Source organism: Pararhizobium sp. A13 (assembly GCF_040126305.1).
In the GTDB taxonomy this organism is placed as follows: Bacteria; Pseudomonadota; Alphaproteobacteria; order Rhizobiales; family Rhizobiaceae; genus Pararhizobium.
In genome coordinates this window covers 1824830-1842737 of the sequence record NZ_CP149510.1, presented here as the reverse complement: position 1 = coordinate 1842737, position 17908 = coordinate 1824830, and the positions used below count along the sequence as shown (strand labels likewise).

The 17908-nt window shown below is 60.7% G+C and carries 15 protein-coding genes; 5 read left to right on the top strand and 10 right to left on the bottom strand.

The window, feature by feature from the left end; genetic code table 11:
• Positions 1-20: 20 nt before the first annotated feature.
• On the bottom strand, positions 21-1973 hold the full coding sequence (locus WI754_RS08870) for an acetoacetate--CoA ligase (RefSeq protein ID WP_349437319.1): 1953 nt from the start codon (positions 1971-1973) through the stop codon (positions 21-23).
• Between the two features lie 223 nt (positions 1974-2196).
• Here WI754_RS08870 and WI754_RS08865 point away from each other — a divergent pair, with 223 nt between their 5' ends.
• Positions 2197-3987 (top strand): AsmA family protein, encoded by a 1791-nt coding sequence (locus WI754_RS08865; protein ID WP_349437318.1) that lies wholly within the window; start codon positions 2197-2199, stop codon positions 3985-3987.
• A gap of 70 nt (positions 3988-4057) precedes the next feature.
• On the top strand, positions 4058-4318 hold the full coding sequence (locus WI754_RS08860; protein ID WP_349437317.1) for a DUF6460 domain-containing protein: 261 nt from the start codon (positions 4058-4060) through the stop codon (positions 4316-4318).
• A 13-nt stretch (positions 4319-4331) separates the two neighbouring features.
• On the opposite strand, the gene WI754_RS08855 is transcribed toward WI754_RS08860, so the two are convergent.
• The 5 genes from WI754_RS08855 to WI754_RS08835 form a co-directional block, all read right to left on the bottom strand.
• Positions 4332-5147, bottom strand: coding sequence for an ABC transporter permease subunit (locus tag WI754_RS08855; protein ID WP_349437316.1), 816 nt, complete (start codon positions 5145-5147; stop codon positions 4332-4334).
• 2 nt (positions 5148-5149) lie between these two features.
• The gene (locus WI754_RS08850; RefSeq protein WP_349437315.1) at positions 5150-6061 is read right to left on the bottom strand and encodes an ABC transporter permease subunit; all 912 of its coding nucleotides are present in this window, start codon (positions 6059-6061) and stop codon (positions 5150-5152) included.
• A 4-nt stretch (positions 6062-6065) separates the two neighbouring features.
• Positions 6066-7208 carry an ABC transporter ATP-binding protein gene (locus WI754_RS08845; protein ID WP_349437314.1) on the bottom strand — a complete coding sequence of 381 codons (1143 nt, stop codon included), beginning with the start codon at positions 7206-7208 and terminating at the stop codon, positions 6066-6068.
• 103 nt (positions 7209-7311) lie between these two features.
• Entirely contained in the window at positions 7312-8406 is a 1095-nt protein-coding gene (locus WI754_RS08840; RefSeq protein WP_349437313.1) for a polyamine ABC transporter substrate-binding protein, read from the bottom strand.
• A 362-nt stretch (positions 8407-8768) separates the two neighbouring features.
• Entirely contained in the window at positions 8769-10178 is a 1410-nt protein-coding gene (locus WI754_RS08835) for a short-chain fatty acyl-CoA regulator family protein (RefSeq protein WP_349437312.1), read from the bottom strand.
• Positions 10179-10409: 231 nt separating this feature from the next.
• On the opposite strand from WI754_RS08835, the gene aceA reads away from it, so the two are divergent.
• Both aceA and WI754_RS08825 read left to right on the top strand, forming a co-directional pair.
• Positions 10410-11699: an isocitrate lyase gene (aceA, locus tag WI754_RS08830; RefSeq protein WP_349437311.1), complete on the top strand. Its 1290-nt coding sequence runs from the start codon at positions 10410-10412 to the stop codon at positions 11697-11699.
• Between the two features lie 83 nt (positions 11700-11782).
• The gene (locus WI754_RS08825) at positions 11783-12022 is read left to right on the top strand and encodes a hypothetical protein (RefSeq protein WP_037119629.1); all 240 of its coding nucleotides are present in this window, start codon (positions 11783-11785) and stop codon (positions 12020-12022) included.
• Between the two features lie 89 nt (positions 12023-12111).
• On the opposite strand, the gene WI754_RS08820 is transcribed toward WI754_RS08825, so the two are convergent.
• Complete coding sequence (locus WI754_RS08820) at positions 12112-12987, bottom strand: LysR family transcriptional regulator (RefSeq protein ID WP_349437310.1); 876 nt, start codon at positions 12985-12987, stop codon at positions 12112-12114.
• Positions 12988-13155: 168 nt separating this feature from the next.
• Here WI754_RS08820 and WI754_RS08815 point away from each other — a divergent pair, with 168 nt between their 5' ends.
• A complete protein-coding gene (locus WI754_RS08815) occupies positions 13156-13308 on the top strand; it encodes a hypothetical protein (protein WP_349437309.1) in 153 nt (50 codons plus the stop codon).
• 75 nt (positions 13309-13383) lie between these two features.
• On the opposite strand, the gene WI754_RS08810 is transcribed toward WI754_RS08815, so the two are convergent.
• From WI754_RS08810 to WI754_RS08800, 3 genes are all read right to left on the bottom strand, one after another.
• Positions 13384-15912, bottom strand: coding sequence for a HAMP domain-containing methyl-accepting chemotaxis protein (locus WI754_RS08810; protein WP_349437776.1), 2529 nt, complete (start codon positions 15910-15912; stop codon positions 13384-13386).
• Between the two features lie 304 nt (positions 15913-16216).
• Positions 16217-16372 (bottom strand): hypothetical protein, encoded by a 156-nt coding sequence (locus WI754_RS08805; protein WP_349437308.1) that lies wholly within the window; start codon positions 16370-16372, stop codon positions 16217-16219.
• Between the two features lie 226 nt (positions 16373-16598).
• Positions 16599-17783 (bottom strand): NAD(P)/FAD-dependent oxidoreductase, encoded by a 1185-nt coding sequence (locus tag WI754_RS08800; protein ID WP_349437307.1) that lies wholly within the window; start codon positions 17781-17783, stop codon positions 16599-16601.
• Positions 17784-17908: the final 125 nt, after the last annotated feature.

Here is a 17908-nt window from a genome sequence, read left to right as displayed (position 1 = left end):
GAAATCCTTAACGCGGCCGGTCAGCTCCGCAGTTCCGGAAGGTTCGCGTAGAGGTCGAGCGCTTCCGGATTGGCAAGCGCCTCCTTGTTCTTGACCGGCCGTCCATGCACCACTTCGCGCACCGCGAGCTCGACGATCTTGCCCGACTTCGTGCGCGGGATGTCGGCGACCGCGATGATCTTCGCCGGCACGTGGCGTGGCGAGGCGCCGGTGCGGATCTTGGTCTTGATCGCTTTGACGAGATCCTCGGTCAGTTCCCTGCCCTTTGCCAGGCGCACGAACAGGATGACGCGGACATCGTCATCCCAATCCTGGCCGATGCAGATCGCCTCGGCGATCTCGTCCATCTGCTCGACTTGATTGTAGATTTCCGCGGTGCCGATGCGCACGCCACCCGGATTGAGCGTCGCGTCCGAACGGCCGTGAATGATGATGCCGCCATGCACGGTCCATTCGGCGAAATCGCCGTGGCACCAGATATTGTCGAAGCGTTCGAAATAGGCCGCCTTGTATTTGGCGCCCTCCGGATCGTTCCAGAACATCACCGGCATGGAGGGAAACGCCTTGGTACAGACGAGCTCGCCCTTTTCCTGGCGAACCGGCTGACCGTCGTCGTTCCAGACATCCATGGCTAGACCAAGCCCCGGCCCCTGGATTTCGCCGCGCCAGACGGATTTAAGCGGATTGCCGAGCACGAAGCAGGAGACGATATCCGTACCGCCGGAAATCGAGGCCAGCTGGATATCCGGCTTGATTCCTTCATAGACGAAGGAAAAGCCTTCTGGCGACAGCGGCGAACCGGTTGATGTCATCAGGCGCAGCGACGAGAGGTCATGTGTCGAGACCGGCGTGAACCCGCCCTTGCGCACTGCATCTATATATTTTGCCGAGGTGCCGAAGATGGCGAACGTCTCGTCGCGAGCATAGTCGAACAGCACGTTGCCGTCCGGATGGAACGGCGAGCCGTCGAAGAGGCAGAGCGTGGCGCCCAGCGCGAGACCGGACACCAGCCAGTTCCACATCATCCAGCCGCAGGTGGTGAAGTAGAACAGCTTCTCGCCCCCTTTCAGCCCGCAATGGAAGCGGTGCTCCTTCAGATGCTGCAACAGCGTGCCGCCGGCCGAATGGACAATGCATTTCGGAACGCCGGTCGTGCCCGAGGAGAAGAGGATATAGAGCGGATGCGAGAAGGGCAGCGCCACGAATTCGAGCGGCTTCTCGGCGAAGGGCGCGATGAAGGCAGAGAGGGCTTTGCCGTTCTCAACGGATGCCGCGAGCGCATCCGCATCGCCGGCATAGGGAATGATCAGGGCCGGCACGCCGAGCTTCTTCGTGACGGCCTGAACCTTTGCGGACACGTCCTGCAACTTGCCGGCGTACCAGTAGCCGTCGCAGGCGATGAACAGCTTGGGCTCGATCTGGCCAAAGCGGTCGAGCACGCCCTGCTCGCCGAAATCCGGGGAACAGGATGACCAGATCGCTCCAATGGAGGTGGTGGCGAGCATCAGCGCGATGGTCTCGGGCATGTTGGGCATCATCGCCGCGACGCGGTCACCCTTGCCGATGCCCGCGGCCTTCAAGGCCTGCTGCAGCCGGGACACCAGCGCCCGCAGTTCATCAAAGGACATCCGCGATTGCGCCTTGTCCTCGCCACGGAAGATCAGCGCGTCTCCGCTTCCTGTGTTCTGCAACAGGTTTTCCGCGAAATTGAGCGTCGCGTCGGGAAAGAACCTGGCTTCCAACATGCGATCGCCATGGATCAGCGCCCGCTCGCCCTTTTCGCCGATCACGCCGCAATGGTCCCAGACCGCCGTCCAGAAATCGGCGCGCTCGGTGATCGACCAGTCATGGAACGCATCATAGTCCGCAAAGGTCTTGGAAAAGCGCTGTTCGCACCATTCGATGAACGCCTTCATCGGCGTCCGGTTGATGAATTCGCGGGACGGTGTCCAAAGGGGGCGATCTGATTGCATGCTTTCCTCCGCTACCCAAGCCAGCCTCTATATCATGCTGCGACGCAAGATAAACAGACCGCGCAAATGATGACTGTGGCAGTTGCGACATTTCTCCGTTTCAATCGTTTGATTTCTCTCCGGTGAAAGCCTATCCATCGGCCCTTCAGACCGTATGAAAGTGCACCGCAGGGCAATGAAGCAATTCCATGATATCGCCGGCATCAAAGCAGGACTACGCAGGTTGCTTGTATCGCGGACGCTTGCCTGGCTGGCCATCAGCGCGCTTGTTCTCACCGTGCTATTCAAGGTCGCCCTGCCGCTGTTCGTCTCCACGGCCAGCGTCAAGCTCAATATGGAGCGGGCGCTTTCCTCGTGGACCGGCGCGCGCGCCAGCATCGTCGGCGATCCGGATATCAGATTCTGGCCGCATCCGGCTTTGACGCTGCACACGGTGACCTTCGAGGGCGGCGATACCGCTTCCCCGGAACTGCTGGCGAAAGCCGACGCCATCGCTGCCGGGTTCGATCTTCTTGCCGCCTTGCGTGGCACGCCGGTCTTCTACGACTTCCGCCTGCTCAACCCGGTCTTCAAAATAGAGCGCAGGATAGACGGAAGCCTCAATTGGCGACGGGCCGGCTGGATGGCCGACGCCGTCGCCAATGCGTCGTCGACGACGCCATCATCGGCGCGCAACACCCCGATTGGCGACATCGAGATCGAAAACGGCACGCTTGAACTGAGCGACCGCATCACTGCCAGCGTCTATCGGGTGAGCAATGTTTCCGGTTCGATCCAATGGCCAGCGCCGGCTGCGCGGATCAGCGCAAGTCTTTCGGCTTTGATGAATGGCGAAAGGGTCGAGTGGTCCTTCGTCTGCGATGAGCCGATGAGGCTGCTTTCGGGGCAAAACAGCGCAATCCAGACATCATTCGCCTCCGCTCCGCTGAGCTTCAGTTTCGACGGCACCGGCAACGCCTCCATCCATCCCTTCGCCTCGGGGCAACTGCAGCTTACGGCGAATTCCCTTCCAACACTGATGAGCTGGCATGGCGCGGTCACGCCGCTGGCGCCATCGACGGGAACCATCTCCATCGACACCAGTGTGACAATGTCCGCCGAGACGTTGAAGATGGACAATCTCTCTCTTTCGCTGAACGGAACGAGCGCCACTGGTGTTCTCGACGTTGCGTGGCGTAAGCAGCGCAGCCCGCGCATCGATGGCACGCTTGCGTTCGAACGGCTCGATCTGACGTCTCTTCTCGCTTCCTTCTGGCCGGCGCACCCGGCATCCAAATCTACCGGCGCGCCGGACATGTCGTTACTCAAGCGGATCAATCTCGATCTCCGGCTTTCGGCCCAGGAAGCAAGCTACGGCGCGATTGTGTTCACCGATATCGCGGCTGGCGTCATCGCAAACAACGGCCGGGCCTCCCTGGATATCGGCGACGGTATCTATTCCGGCGGCTCGTTCAGCGGCCGCATCGCCCTTGCGAAAGACGGTGTCGATGGCGGCCAGCTACAGTTTTCGCTGAAGAATGCCGATCTCACCCCTGTTGCTGTCGGGCTCGGCCTGCAAGGGCCGCTGCCGCTGGGGCGGGGCGTGCTCAGCGTCGATCTTGCGACCACCGAGCCGCTGCCGGCGATGACAATGGGTGGCGTTTCGGGAGAGATCCGCTATTCCGCGGCCAACGGTTCACTGACACAGTTCAACGGACCGGAATTCGAACGGCTGACGGCCCAGGGCGGTTTCTTCAACATCAATCAGGCCGGCGACGGTTCTTTCGCGTTTACCACCGCAGACATCATTGCAAAGCTGCGCGGAGGCGTTGCCGAGCTGACGAAGGCGGATATTCGCGGCGAAGGACGAACCCTGTCCCTTGCGGGGCTCATTCCCTACCGCAGTGGTAGCCTGGCGCTTGCCGGCGCCATCCGACCCGACGATACGACATTACCGCCGGTTCGCTTCTTTGTTGGTGGCTCCTGGCCGAATGCAATCATCTCACCGCTCACGACGATCCCTGCCCTTCAATAGTCCATCACATCGACATTGCCACAGGGCATTCTAAAATAAGCTGCCGAATCAGCCCACAGGAGATGTGTCCGTGCTGCGTTTTCTTGCCGCCCTGTTCAAGATCGTCTTGGCATCGCTTCTGACGGGCGCCGCGCTCTCGCTCTTCAACATCTCTTCCGAGCAAATCCTGCAGCAGGCGGGGCTGACGCCGGAGATTCTGTGGACCTACCTTCTGCGCCTGACCGACTGGGCACTGCCAAACATCCTGCTCGGCTCGATGATCGTGCTGCCCGTCTGGCTCTTGACCTATGTCTTCCTGCCGCCGCGCGAAAGGGAGCGCGAGCGCGACTGAGGGCTCTTGGACATCACAAGGCGAAGGCCGCCTGCTCATCCTTGACCCGCTGGATTTCCCGACGCCGCGAGACGACGGAAGCGATGAGCACGCCCATGGCGACAATGCCGATCAGGATGGTGCAGACTGCGTTGATTTCCGGTGTCACACCCAGCCGTACTTGGCTGTAGATCTTCATCGGCAGCGTGGTGGCTCCCGGGCCGGAGGTGAAGTTCGAGATCACCAAATCGTCCAGCGACAGCGTGAAAGCGAGGACCCAGCCGGAAAAGACGGCCGGCGCGATGACCGGCAAGGTCACCTGCAGGAAGGTGGCGACAGGGGTGGCGCCGAGGTCCATCGCGGCTTCCTCGATCGACCGGTCGAAGCTTAGCAAACGGGATTGCACGACAACGGCGACGAAGCACATGGTGAAGGTGATGTGCGCCAGCGTCAGCGTCCAGAAGCCACGATCGAGGCCAACGGCGACGAAGAGCAGCAGCATCGACAGGCCGGTAATGACCTCCGGCATGACGAGCGGCGCATAGATCATGCCGGAAAACAGCATGCGGCCGTGAAATCGGGTGTAGCGCGTCATGGCAAGGGCGGCGAGCGTGCCGAGCACCGTTGCCACGGTTGCGGAAATCAGGCCGACCCGCACCGTAACCCAGGCTGCATCGAGCAGCGCCTGGTTATGAAGGAGCTGGACATACCACTTGGTCGAGAACCCCGCCCAGACGGTCACCAGTTTCGATTCGTTGAACGAGAAGATGATGAGGAGAACGATCGGTAAATAGAGGAAGGCGAAGCCGAAAACGATCGAGGCGATGTTGAAGCGCGACCACTTGACCATGATTACCTCCCCTCGCCATCGGCTTTGGCCTGCGCGTGCTGGAAAAACATGATCGGCACCACGAGGATGAGAAGCAGGATCGTTGCCACCGCTGCGGAAACCGGCCAGTCACGATTGGCGTTGAACTCGTTCCAGAGCGTCTTGCCGATCATCAGCGTCTCCGACCCGCCAAGCAGGTCCGGGATGACGAATTCGCCGACCGCCGGGATGAAGACGAGCATACAGCCGGCGATCACGCCGGGCATCGAGAGCGGGAACGTCACGCGCCAGAACGCCCGGATCGGCGTGCAGCCGAGGTCTTGCGCCGCTTCCGTCAGGCTGTGGTCCATCTTTTCCAGCGACGAGTAGATCGGCAGCACCATGAAGGGCAGATAGGAATAGACTATACCGATATAGATTGCCCAATTGGTATTGAGGATGATCAGCGGCTGGTCGATCACACCGAGCGTCAGCAGCAGCTGATTCAACAGGCCTTCCGGCTTCAAGATCGCAATCCATGCGTAGACGCGGATCAGGAAGCTCGTCCAGAACGGCAGGATGACCAGCATCAGCAGCGTCGGACGGATCGAGTTCGGCGCCTTTGCCATGCCGTAGGCGATGGGATAGGCAATCATCAGTGTCGCGATGGTCGAGATAACGGCGATCTTCAGGCTCGAAATATAGGCATTGGTATAGAGCGCATCCCCGGCGAGAAACACGTAGTTGGCAATCGACAACTCGCCGAGCTTGTCCACGATGCCCGAAACCCCATCCACCAAATTGAAGACCGGCAGATAAGGCGGCATCGCGATAGCGGTTTCCGACAGCGATATCCTCAGAACGATGAAGAAGGGCGCAAGGAAGAAGATTGTCAGCCAGGCATAGGGGATGATGATCACCAGCCGGTTGAAGATTGCCGATCCGAATTTTGACATGGTCTCAATCCTTCAGCACGACGCCGGCGTTCTCATCGAAGGAAATCCAGACCTGCTGGTCATAGCCAAGCGGATCCTCGACCGCGCGCACGGCGTTCAGCGATGACGCCTTGATCACCTTGCCGTCCTTCAGGCGCACATGAAAAATAGTCATGTCGCCCAGGTAGCCGATATCCCAGATCTCGCCCTGGGCCGCATTCAGGGGAGCGCAGGCCGGCTTATCGCGGCTGACGCGGATTTTCTCGGGACGAATGGCAAGTCCGGCCTTGGCGCCGACAGCGGGTGCATCGCTTGACGCGACGCGCACCGTAAACCCGGTTTGCGTCGCAATCTCGACCGTGCCGTTGCCGGCCGAGGCGACCGTGCCGTCGAAAATATTCACGTCACCGATAAAGTCGGCGACAAAACGCGAGTTCGGTGCCTCGTAGATTTCCGGTGGCGTTGCCACCTGGATGACCTTGCCGTGCGCCATGACGGCGATGCGGTCGGCCATGGTCATTGCCTCTTCCTGGTCGTGGGTGACGACGACGAAGGTCAGGCCGAGCTGCTGCTGCAGGTCCATCAGTTCAAACTGGGTTTCCTCGCGCAGCTTCTTGTCGAGCGCGCCCAGCGGCTCGTCGAGCAGCAGCACCTTCGGCCGTTTGGCGAGCGACCGGGCCAGCGCCACACGCTGGCGCTGGCCACCCGACAACTGATGCGGTTTGCGCTTGGCGAACTTGTCGAGCTTGACGAGCTTCAGCATCTGATCGACGCGTTCGGCGATCTGCGGCTTCGGCATGCCGTCCTGCTTCAGGCCGAAGGCGATGTTGTTCTCGACCGTCATATGCGGAAACAGGGCATAGGATTGAAACATCATGTTCACCGGACGCCGGTAGGGCGGGATGCCGGCAAGGCTTTGGCCATCAAGCACGATTTCTCCGGATGTCGGCTGCTCGAAGCCCGCCAGCATCCGCAAGAGCGTCGACTTGCCGCAACCGGACGCGCCAAGCAGCGCGAAGAACTCGCGGGGATAGATATTGAGCGACAGATTGTCGACGGCGACGAAATCACCGAATTTCTTGGTGACGTTCTTGACGGCAATGAAGGGCACGGAGGCAGGATCGGCCCAAGGGGCAAAGGAACGCCGGATACTGCCAAGTGACTTCATCATCTATCCCCGAATGACATGCAAAACAGCACAGCCATGTCTGGTCCGCGCCCCCATACGAAAATTGCCCGGATTTTTTAATATCCGGGCAATTCTTTTCGACTTACTGGCCGGTGACCACTTTGGTCCACATGCGCGTCAACACGCGCTGCGATTTGGCGTCGAAGGGCGTCGTTGTGAAAAGCTTCTTCATCACGTCTGCCGGCGGATAGATCGCGGTGTCCTCGATCACTTCCTTGCTGATGAACTGCTGCGATGCCTTGTTGCCATTGGCGTAGAAGACGAAATCGCTGGCCTTGGCAATGACTTCCGGCTTCATGATGTAGTTCAGGAACTCATGCGCTTCCGCGAGATGCGGCGCATCGGCCGGAATGGCCATCACGTCGAACCACATCTGCGCGCCCGTCGGCGGGATCGAGTAATCCACGGTCACGCCGGCCTTGGCTTCAGCGGCACGGTCGCGTGCCTGGAAAATGTCGCCCGAATAGCCCAGGGCAAGGCAAATATCGCCGTTGGCGAGCGCATTGATATACTCGGAGGAATGGAACTTGCGGACATAGGGACGAATCTGGAGCAAGAGCTCTTCCGCCTTGGCGAGATCATCCGGCGCGTGGCTGTCGGGGTTGAGGCCGAGATAGGCAAGCACGCTCGGCACCACATCGGTCGGGGAATCGAGGAGATGGATGCCGCAATCCTTGAACTTGGCGGCAACCTCGGGCTTGAACAGAACATCCCAGGTCGGCTTTTCGTCGGTGCCGAGAATCTGCTTCACCTTCTCGACATTGTAGCCAATGCCGGTCGTGCCCCACATGTAGTCGATGGCATATTCATTGCCCGGATCGTAGGTCGCGACGCGCGTCGTAATCTCGTCCCACATATTGGACAGGTTCGGCAGCTTCGACTTGTCGAGCTTCTGGAACACGCCGGCTGCGATCTGGCGCTGCAGGAAGGTCGCCGTCGGCACGACGACATCGTAGCCGGTGCCGCCTGCAAGCAGCTTGGTCTCGAGGATCTCGTTGGAATCGAAAACGTCGTAGACGACCTTGATGCCGGTTTCCTTGGTGAAATCCTCCAAAATGCTGGCGTCGATATAATCGGACCAGTTGTAGACGTTGACGACGCGCTCCTGCGCGGTCGCAAGCGACGCAGATCCGGTCAGGATCAGCGCGGCAAAGGCAGTGGTAATCTTGCGCGACATGGAATTCCCCTTTTTATCGAGCTCCCGTCAGCCGCGCCATCGCCGCGCGTCAAACGATCGAGCCCGTATGCATCCGAAAGTTAGGCATGTTTTCGGGCAACCACAAGCGCTTTTACGCGGTGGCGAAGGCATGAAACGCATCAGGGTGAATTTTAGCAAGCGCTGCAAAAACCTGAATCTTTTCAGCACCCCGCAGCGCGGCCGCCATAGTCCACGGGGAGGATTGACCATGACCTTGGATCGGACCTTATTCATGCCTTTGCGATTGCTTGACCATGGCGGGATCGTGACTTCCCCCGGCACCAGTTTGCTTTGCGGAAAGCTGCGCCATGAGTGTGTCGCGGCTACCGACATCGGGTGCGTTACTGAAAATCGAAAGCGCTCAAGCCGGTCACCATCTCATCAAGGCCGAGCGGTCGGGTAACCGGCGGTTCAGCCCGCGCAAGACAACCTTGCCGCTCGCAAAGCCGACAGGCCGTACCGCCGGCAACTGTCACAAGCGGCGCCTCGCCGTAGACGATTTCCGGTGCATGCGCAGCATCGCAGCCGACCAGGATCGCCGTGCGGCGAACGCGCTCGTGAAAGCTTGCGCGGGGGCCATCGACCGTCCGGGCAATCACCAGGAACTCGCCGCCGCCAAAGACTTCCATGCGATCCGCCAGGATCTGGCCGACCTGCGCAAACGCCGCGTGGACGTTGAGCTTCGGACAGTTGCCGCCGAACCGCGCCTGCGGAAAACCCTGCGCGCCAGCCTTGCGCAGGCGATGTCCGGCATGATCGATCTCCATCAGGAAGAACGGTACGGCCGAAGCACCCGGCCGCTGTAGCGTCACCAGCCGGCTTGCCGCCTGCTCGAAGGACACCTGGAAGCGGGCGCTCAGCATATCAAGATCGTATTTCGCGCGTTGCGCCGCCGAAAGAAACGCAGCATAGGGCATCATGATCGCGTGCGCGGCGTAGCGCGCCAGTTCGAAACGTCCGATGCGCCGGGCTTCGCCCGTTGAAAATGCCAGTTGATCGAGGTCGACGGCGATCGCTTCCGGAAAGGCAATCTGGGCCGCTTCCATGGCGATCTCGCGCAGTTGGTCCTGTGCGGACAGTCTCTCCGACAGAAACAGCCTCATGGAGTGACGGTCGAAACGACGGCGCAGGTCCGGCATCACATGCACGGGCAACGCCCGCACCGAGAGGCCATGCTCCTTCCGCAGCCAGCCTTTCAGCGCGCCAGCGAGATCGTCGCCGGGTGACAGCCGGGCGTGGAATGCTTCGGCAGCCTCATCGATCCGCGCGAAATAATGCGGGCGACTTTCGAATACCTCACGCACTTCGTCCATTGGCAGACGAGCGTCGGAGAGCGCGGCCATGTGGCCCTGACCCGACAGGAGGCCACTCAGGTCCTTCAACCGTGAGGACTGCTCCCGATAGGCGCGATAGAGCTTGAGGATGCCGGTCGCAACGTTGGGCGCTGCTTCGGCCACCTCGATCAGTTCCTGATCCCCCGGCAACTCGCCGGCGAGCAGCGGATCGGCGAACATCTCGCGCAACTGCGCGACGCTGCCGGACGCCTCTCCCTGCAATTCGTCGAGATCGACCTTGTAGACGGAAGCGAGTTTCAACAGCAATTGCACCGTGAGCGGTCGCTGATTGCGTTCGATGAGGTTGAGATAGGACGGCGAGATACCGAGTGCCTCGGCCATCGCCGTCTGCGTCAGCGACAGGCCATTGCGGATGCGCCGCACCCGAGCACCGGCGAAAATCTTGTTCTCAGCCATTTGTCATGCCTTTTACAACTTTGCGCCAAAATTGGATATTTACATGATTTACAAAATTACAGAAGCCTCTTGTAAAACACAAGACATGATAACCCTTTTCGCAGCCGCAAAAATCCTTTTGTTCTGGCGACTTTGTGCAGCGCACTGTAAAACTAGTTACATCAAATTCGACGATTGAACGGGCATTGAACCAAAGTCGAATACCGTTCGAAAAATTGCAGGAGGACATTTATGACTGATTTTTACAATCTCGTTCCCGGCGCACCGCAGGGCCGTTTCGACGGCATCGAACGCCCTTACACCGCCGAAGACGTCAAGCGTCTGCGCGGCTCCGTCCAGATCAAGCATACGCTGGCCGAAATGGGTGCGAACCGGCTGTGGCAGCTCATCCATGAGGAAGACTTCGTCAATGCGCTGGGCGCGCTCTCTGGCAACCAGGCCATGCAGATGGTTCGCGCCGGCCTGAAGGCGATCTACCTCTCTGGCTGGCAGGTCGCTGCCGACGCCAATACGGCCTCCGCCATGTATCCCGACCAGTCGCTCTATCCGGCAAATGCCGCGCCCGAGCTTGCCAAGCGCATCAACCGGACACTCCAGCGTGCCGACCAGATCGAAACCTCAGAGGGCAAAGGCCTATCCGTCGATACCTGGTTTGCGCCGATCGTTGCCGATGCAGAAGCCGGCTTCGGCGGGCCGCTCAATGCCTTCGAGATCATGAAGGCCTTCATCGAGGCGGGTGCTGCCGGTGTTCACTACGAGGACCAGTTGGCGTCGGAAAAGAAGTGCGGCCATCTCGGCGGCAAGGTTCTTATCCCGACGGCCGCCCACATCCGCAACCTCAACGCCGCGCGGCTTGCCGCCGACGTCATGGGCACGCCAACGCTTGTCATCGCCCGCACGGATGCGGAAGCGGCCAAGCTCCTCACCTCCGACATCGATGAGCGTGACCGGCCATTTGTCGATTATGATGCCGGCCGCACGGTCGAAGGCTTCTATCAGGTGAGGAACGGCATCGAGCCTTGCATCGCCCGCGCCATCGCCTATGCGCCGAACTGCGACCTGATCTGGTGCGAGACCTCGAAGCCGGATCTCGAACAGGCCCGCAAGTTTGCCGAAGGCGTGCACAAGGCGCATCCGGGCAAGCTGCTTGCCTATAACTGCTCGCCGTCGTTCAACTGGAAGAAGAACCTCGACGACGCAACGATCGCCAAGTTCCAGCGCGAACTGGGCGCGATGGGCTACAAGTTCCAGTTCATCACGCTCGCCGGCTTCCACCAGCTGAACTTCGGCATGTTCGAACTGGCTCGCGGCTACAAGGACCGCCAGATGGCCGCCTATTCGGAGCTGCAGGAGGCGGAATTTGCCGCCGAGGTCAACGGCTACACCGCCACCAAGCACCAGCGCGAAGTCGGCACCGGCTATTTCGACGCCGTATCGATGGCGATTACCGGCGGTAAGTCATCGACGACGGCCATGCATGAATCGACCGAACACGACCAATTCCGCCCGGCGGCGGAGTGAGGAGCCCCCCTCCCCAACCCGGGATAAGGGTTGGGGAGGGGCCTTGAAATAGACATCAAGAACCCCATCAGAGGAGAAATGCCATGACAGTCCAGACACGCGTCAAGGAACGGGCCGAAGAGCAGTCGTCGGCCATGACACCCGAACAGCAGGCGATGATCCGCATGGTCGCCAACGACCTGCATCGGCTCAACCAGGCCGTCATGAAGGCGGTCGACGCCGGTGTTTCCGTCGAGCTCGTTCGTTCGGCTCGGCACCACGGCGGCGAAGGCAACTGGGGCGACCTGTTGATCCCGGTGATCGTTACGCAGGGTCGCGGCTGAGACATGATCCTCTGTCCACGAAAATCCCGGCGGGATCTTTGCCCGCCGGGATTTTGCTTTGCACTACCCGGCCTCCTCCGACAATTGAGTTAAAAGCTGCGGCTCGGCCTTTTTCCGGCGAAAAGGTCGGCGTGGCTTTTCATCAACCTGTACAGGCGCTCTGAAACTGTGCGGATATCGCGGCGGTGGCGGTCCTCGGTGTTCGTCACGATCCACTGCCCGTGGCGGAGCTGCTTCAACTCCTCGCCGGCCCGTTCGAGGCCAGGGTCGAGATCTCCGACGAAACAGGGTAAAACCGCCTGCCCGGCGCCTGCTCTTGCGAGGTCAAGCAGCGAACGGGGGCGGCTGACGACGACGGCGATCGACGCCGCCACCTGCTCATGCGGCCAGCGCAGATAGGGCGAGATTGCGTCCTCCTCCGATACTGCGAGCCAAGCCGCTGCAAGACCATCAGGGGCATTGCGCTGGCGATAGGCGGCATAGGCGAGGTCGCAGGTGCGACGGCTGGTGAGGCTCGGCTCCTCCGGCATGACCGCCCGGACGCCGACGTCGTTTTCCCGATGCGCCAGCGTCGCCCGCCGCTCGGAAACGGACATGTCGAGCCGGAAACCGTCGCGTTCGCTCCAGATGGCCTGGATATTCTCGCAGACCAGCCAGGTCACCCAGGTCCCTGCCATCAGCCGCACCACTGCCGAGCCGTGCGCCTCCTGCCGCCAGTTTTCCACCTTGCGCACGACGGCGTCCATGGGTTGCAGTTGCTCGAACAGCGCCTGTCCGTCGCCGGTCAGGCGGTAGCCGGTCTGGCTGCGCTGAAAGAGCTGGCGGCCGATTGACTGTTCGAGATCGAGCACACGGCGGCCGACCGTGGCAGGGCTAAGGCCGCTCGCCTGTGCGGCGCCGGTCAGCCCGCCGTGACGGGCAACAGCTAGAAAGGTTTGATAGGCATCCCAGTTAATGTCTTTCATCGATGAAAAACATACGTCAGTTTCTTTCGTTTATAAACCAATTTTTGAAGCATAGATTGAGGCTGTAAATCAAGCGCGGCCAATGATCGCCGCCTATCCCAATCAAAGGACGCTGGCATGCGGGACATCGGTCCGGCACAGCCTCCTGTTGCCCAAAGGAAACGCGCAATGCCGGAGATGGTAGGAATAGTCCTGTTGGCGGAAATGCTGTCGAAAGACGGCCGCAGGCGACATGAGTTCGAGGAACTTCGCAACCGAGGCCGCCTGCCCGGCAGGCTTGCGGCAGCCGTACAGAGATTTCGCCAGCGCTGGTCGCAGTGATGCTTGCAAAAACAAAGACCCGGCCGGCACCACTTCGGCGTCGGCCGGGTCTTTCTGACTTTAAATAGAGGCCGATCAGGCGGCGCGGACGACCTTGCGGCCGCCATTCGCCGGCTCGAGGCGGAACTGCTCGACGAGCATCATCAGCGTGTCGGCCTGATTGGCGAGTTCGCGGCTGGCACTGGTTGCCTGATCCACCATGGTGGCGTTCTGCTGGGTCATCTGGTCCATCTGGTTGACCGAACCGTTCACCTCGTGCAGCGCAGCCGCCTGGTCGCGGCTTGCGGTCGCGATCATCTCGACATGGCTGCTGACCGAGACGATCTGCTGGCTGATCGAGGCAAGCACCGCACCGGTTTCCTGGACCAGCTGCGACCCGGAATTCACTTCGGTGGTCGATTTGTTGATCAGCCCCTTGATCTCACGGGCGGCTCCCGCCGAGCGTTGGGCGAGTTCGCGAACCTCTTGGGCAACCACCGCGAAACCCTTGCCCGCATCGCCGGCGCGCGCCGCCTCGATGCCGGCATTGAGCGCCAGAAGGTTGGTCTGGAAAGCGATCTCGTCGATGACCTCGATGATCTGCTCGATCTGGCGCGAGGCGTCCTCGATGCGGCCCATGGCAGCAATCGCGTTGCTGACCACGACCGCTGAGCTGTCGGCGCTCTTCTTGGTATGCGTGACCGCGACATTTGCCTCATGGGCGCGTTCGGCCGACGAGCGCACCGTGACGGTGATCTGGTCGACGGCGGCCGCGGTTTCCTCGAGCGACGCGGCCTGCGCCTCGGTGCGCTTCGACAGCGAGTCTGCAGAGGAATGCATGTCGTTGCCGCTGCGCTGGATCAGGAGCGCGTTGTTGCGGATCTGCACAAGCGTGTCCTGCAGACGGATCAGCGAGCCGTTGAAGTCCATGCGCAGTTGCTCGAGCCGGCCGGTGAACGGCGTTTCGATCTGCTGGGAGAGATCGCCCTGCGCCAAGCGACCGAGACCGGCTGCGAGCTGGCTGACGGCAAAATCGATCTGGCTGTCGAGTGCGCGTTTTTCGGCATCGTTGCGCATGCGCTCGGCTTCCGCCTGGGCGCGCTGCTCTTCGCTCTCGGCCTCGATGCGAACCTTGGACAGGGCGTTTTCCTTGAAAATGCCCAGTGCCCGGGCCATGTCGCCGATCTCGTCGCGGCGGGCGCCGCCATCGATCGAGGTGTCGAGCGCGCCGTCGGCAAGGCGGCGCATCGCAGCGGTGATCTGGCCGATTGGCCCCTTCAGCGTCAGCACCAGCGCGCCGCCGGCCAGAAGCGCGATCAGGATGCCGGTGACCGTTGCGAACACGGAGACCTGGTTGGCCTTGTCGCGCTCGACCGATGCCGTCGTCTTCTGGCCTTCGGCAAAGGCGGTGAGTTGACCCCAGATGTCATCGATCTCGGCGGCTGCCGCGGTAAATTCCGCCTGACGCTTCTGGCTGATGTCGACAAGTGCCGTGCTGTCGCTGGTCATCTTCTCGATGATGGGCTTCAGCGCGTTGACAAGTTTTGAGAAGAACTCCAGATCGCCGGCGGTCCCGGCGAGGCTCTGGATATCCACCTCCATGACCTTGAATTCGCGGGCAAGGCGTTGGCGGCCTTCCTCATCGGATTTTTCAAGGAAACTCGCAGCCGCGATGCGGATCGAATAGACCGAGTTCACCAGCTTGCGGGTGTCCGTCAGCACGGCACCGGCCTTGACGAGGGGCGCGTCGAGCTTGCCGAAAGTCGCCGTCGCCTCGCGCATTTTCAGGCCCGCGGCGGTGTGGAGCTGGATGCTCGTCTGGCGGAAGCGCGCCATCAGCTTGCCGATGGCCGCTGCCGTCTCGTCGCTCTTGTCGCCGCTGTCGACAAGCGCCTTGATCTCGCCAATCGTCTTTTTGAAAGTTTCCGCGACCGCCTTCTGGTTTTGCGGCATGCCAGAACTGATCTTGCGCAGTACCTTGGTCATTGCACCATAGGAATCGGCTGCGACCTTGATCTTTTCTTCGGCGTTGGGCGCCTTTCCGAAATTCGAATTGAAGGCCACCAGCGTATCGCTGGAGGAGGTCAGGCGCTCGGCTTCGCGCAGAAGCGTCTTGGCAGACTCTTCGTCCTTGCGCACGACGCGCTCCATCTTGGTGGCTTCCTCCAGCACCTTCATCTGCTCGCCGAGCAGGTTGCCGAGGCTCGCGCTGATGGACTTGCGCAGGCTTACTTCGTTTTCATAGAGCGTCCAGAGTTGGCCGACCCGCTCACCGATCTTGGTGCTGCCGTCCACGGCCTCTTGCAACTGCTGCCGCCCCTCGGCGTCCACCACCTGTGACAGCGTGTCCGCGAGCACCCCTTGCTGTGCTTCCAGCTTCGCGACAACCGCCTGCCGGGTTTCCTCCGACGTGTTCTGAAGGAAAGCATTCATGCCGGCATAGACGTCCTTGAAGCCGCTCAGCGACTGCAGCACGCTGTTGGAGATTTCCATCCGCCCCTGCAGCAATCCGGACGCGTAGAGCCCGGTGATACCGACGGCGCAGATGCTGACGACGAAGGGCAGGATGAACAGAAGCACCTTGGTCTGGATTTTGAAGCGGGCAAGAATCTTGTCGATGAACATGAACGCACCTTGGCTCGCCTGCATCCGCCCTCCAGAAGCCGACAGGCTTTCCCGGTGCGCCAACAAGCTGATGATTTGACTGAAACCCATACGGCGTTCCGCCGCCAGCCTGCCAGGCATTCATTGCATGACCCGCCACTCCCCATGGGCGACATCACGGCAGACTCCGTTGTGGTGCATTCTTCAACGGGAAGAATTAATATTTGAATAAATACGACTTATTCGCTTCACACGCGCCTGACGCGACGATACAGGCGTGGACAATCGCGCAGTGGAGTGCGCGACCAATAGCTGCGCTTGGGTTTCAGAAGGACCAGAACGAGGGAAGCGCTGCCAGTGCGGCGAGAGCACCGAGCGCGATGACGGCGGCGCGGATCAGCATGGCATTTCGCGTTTTGCTTTCGTCCGCTTTCGCGATGGCGATAGCGCGGGCTTTGGAGCGGCTGCGATACTGGTTCATGGCATCATGTCCTTTCGACCAAAGCAAGGATAGACCCGGATGATCCGGGCCACCAGCTCGCTTCATGTTGCAACTGCATACAAAAGAGAAAAAATGTCACGTTTCTGATACATTTTCCGAAAAGCGCATCTTTTTCAGTCTGCGGCCCATTGTGGCAGCTTATGAAACAGGTTCCGCCAGATATCTTAACAATGGCTGAAGGCAGCCGAGACCTTTTTGGGATCGGCTACACTGCCTGCCCGGCAGAAAAGCCCGATGCCCAGGCCCATTGGAAATTATAGCCGCCGAGCCAGCCGGTGACGTCGACACACTCACCTATGAAATATAGGCCAGGCACCTCGCGCACCTGCATCGTGCGGGAATCGAGCGCCTTGGTATCGACGCCGCCGAGCGTGACCTCTGCGGTGCGGTAGCCTTCCGAGCCGGCGGGGGTAATGGCCCAGTCCTTGATGCCGGCGCAAAAACTGTCGATCACCTTGTCGGAGAGATCAGCAAGCGAACGGTTGATCAGACCGGCGGTCTCGGCGAAGAATTGCGCCAATCGCTTCGGCAGATGCTCGGCAAGTGCCGTCTGCAAGGCCTGCCGGCCATTTTCGCGGCGCGCGCCTTTGAGCAGTGCTGCGATATCGATGCGCGGCAGCAGACAAAGGCGGATGTCGCCACCCTCGCGCCAATAGGAGGAAATCTGCAGAACGGCCGGACCGCTCAGACCCCGATGGGTGATCAGCACAGCCTCCTCGAACACCGTCTTGCCGGAACGCGCCTCGGCGTCGACGGCAACGCCGGAGAGAGCGCTCAGGCTTTCCAGTTGCGCCGGATCGAGGGTCAGTGGCACCAGCGCCGGGCGGGTCTCGATCAGCGGCAGATCGAACTGCTCGGCAATTCTGTAGGCAAAACCCGTCGCGCCCATTTTCGGAATCGATTTGCCGCCACTGGCAATGATCAGGGCAGTGCCATCGATCGCGCCGTCCGTCGTTGCCAGGCGAAAGCCGGAAAGTGCCTTGTCGACGGACTGTATCTGCACCCCCAACCGCAACACGGCGCCGGCTTCTTTCATTTCCGATAGCAGCATACGGATGATGTCCTTGGCGCTGTCGTCGCAGAAGAGCTGGCCAAGTGTCTTTTCATGCCAGGCGATGTCGTGACGTTCGACAAGCGCGATGAAGTCCTGCGGCGTGTAGCGCGCCAGCGCCGACTTGCAGAAGTGCGGGTTCGCCGAGAGAAAATTCTTCGGGCCTGCATGAATATTGGTGAAGTTGCAGCGCCCGCCGCCCGAAATGCGGATCTTTTCGCCCGGCGCCTTCGCGTGGTCGAGCACCAGCACCCGGCGGCCGCGCTTGCCCGCTTCGATCGCCGCCATCATGCCGGCGGCACCAGCGCCGATTATCACCACGTCATATTGTTCAGCCAAGGCATCCGGTCCTGTTTCGTCTTCCTTTCCCGGGCGGTGGCTTGAAAGTCAATCACTCACCTTCTGTGGGGTTCGCAAATACAGCCTGCACGGGAGGGAAAGTCCCGGTTTTCGCCCTAGCCAAT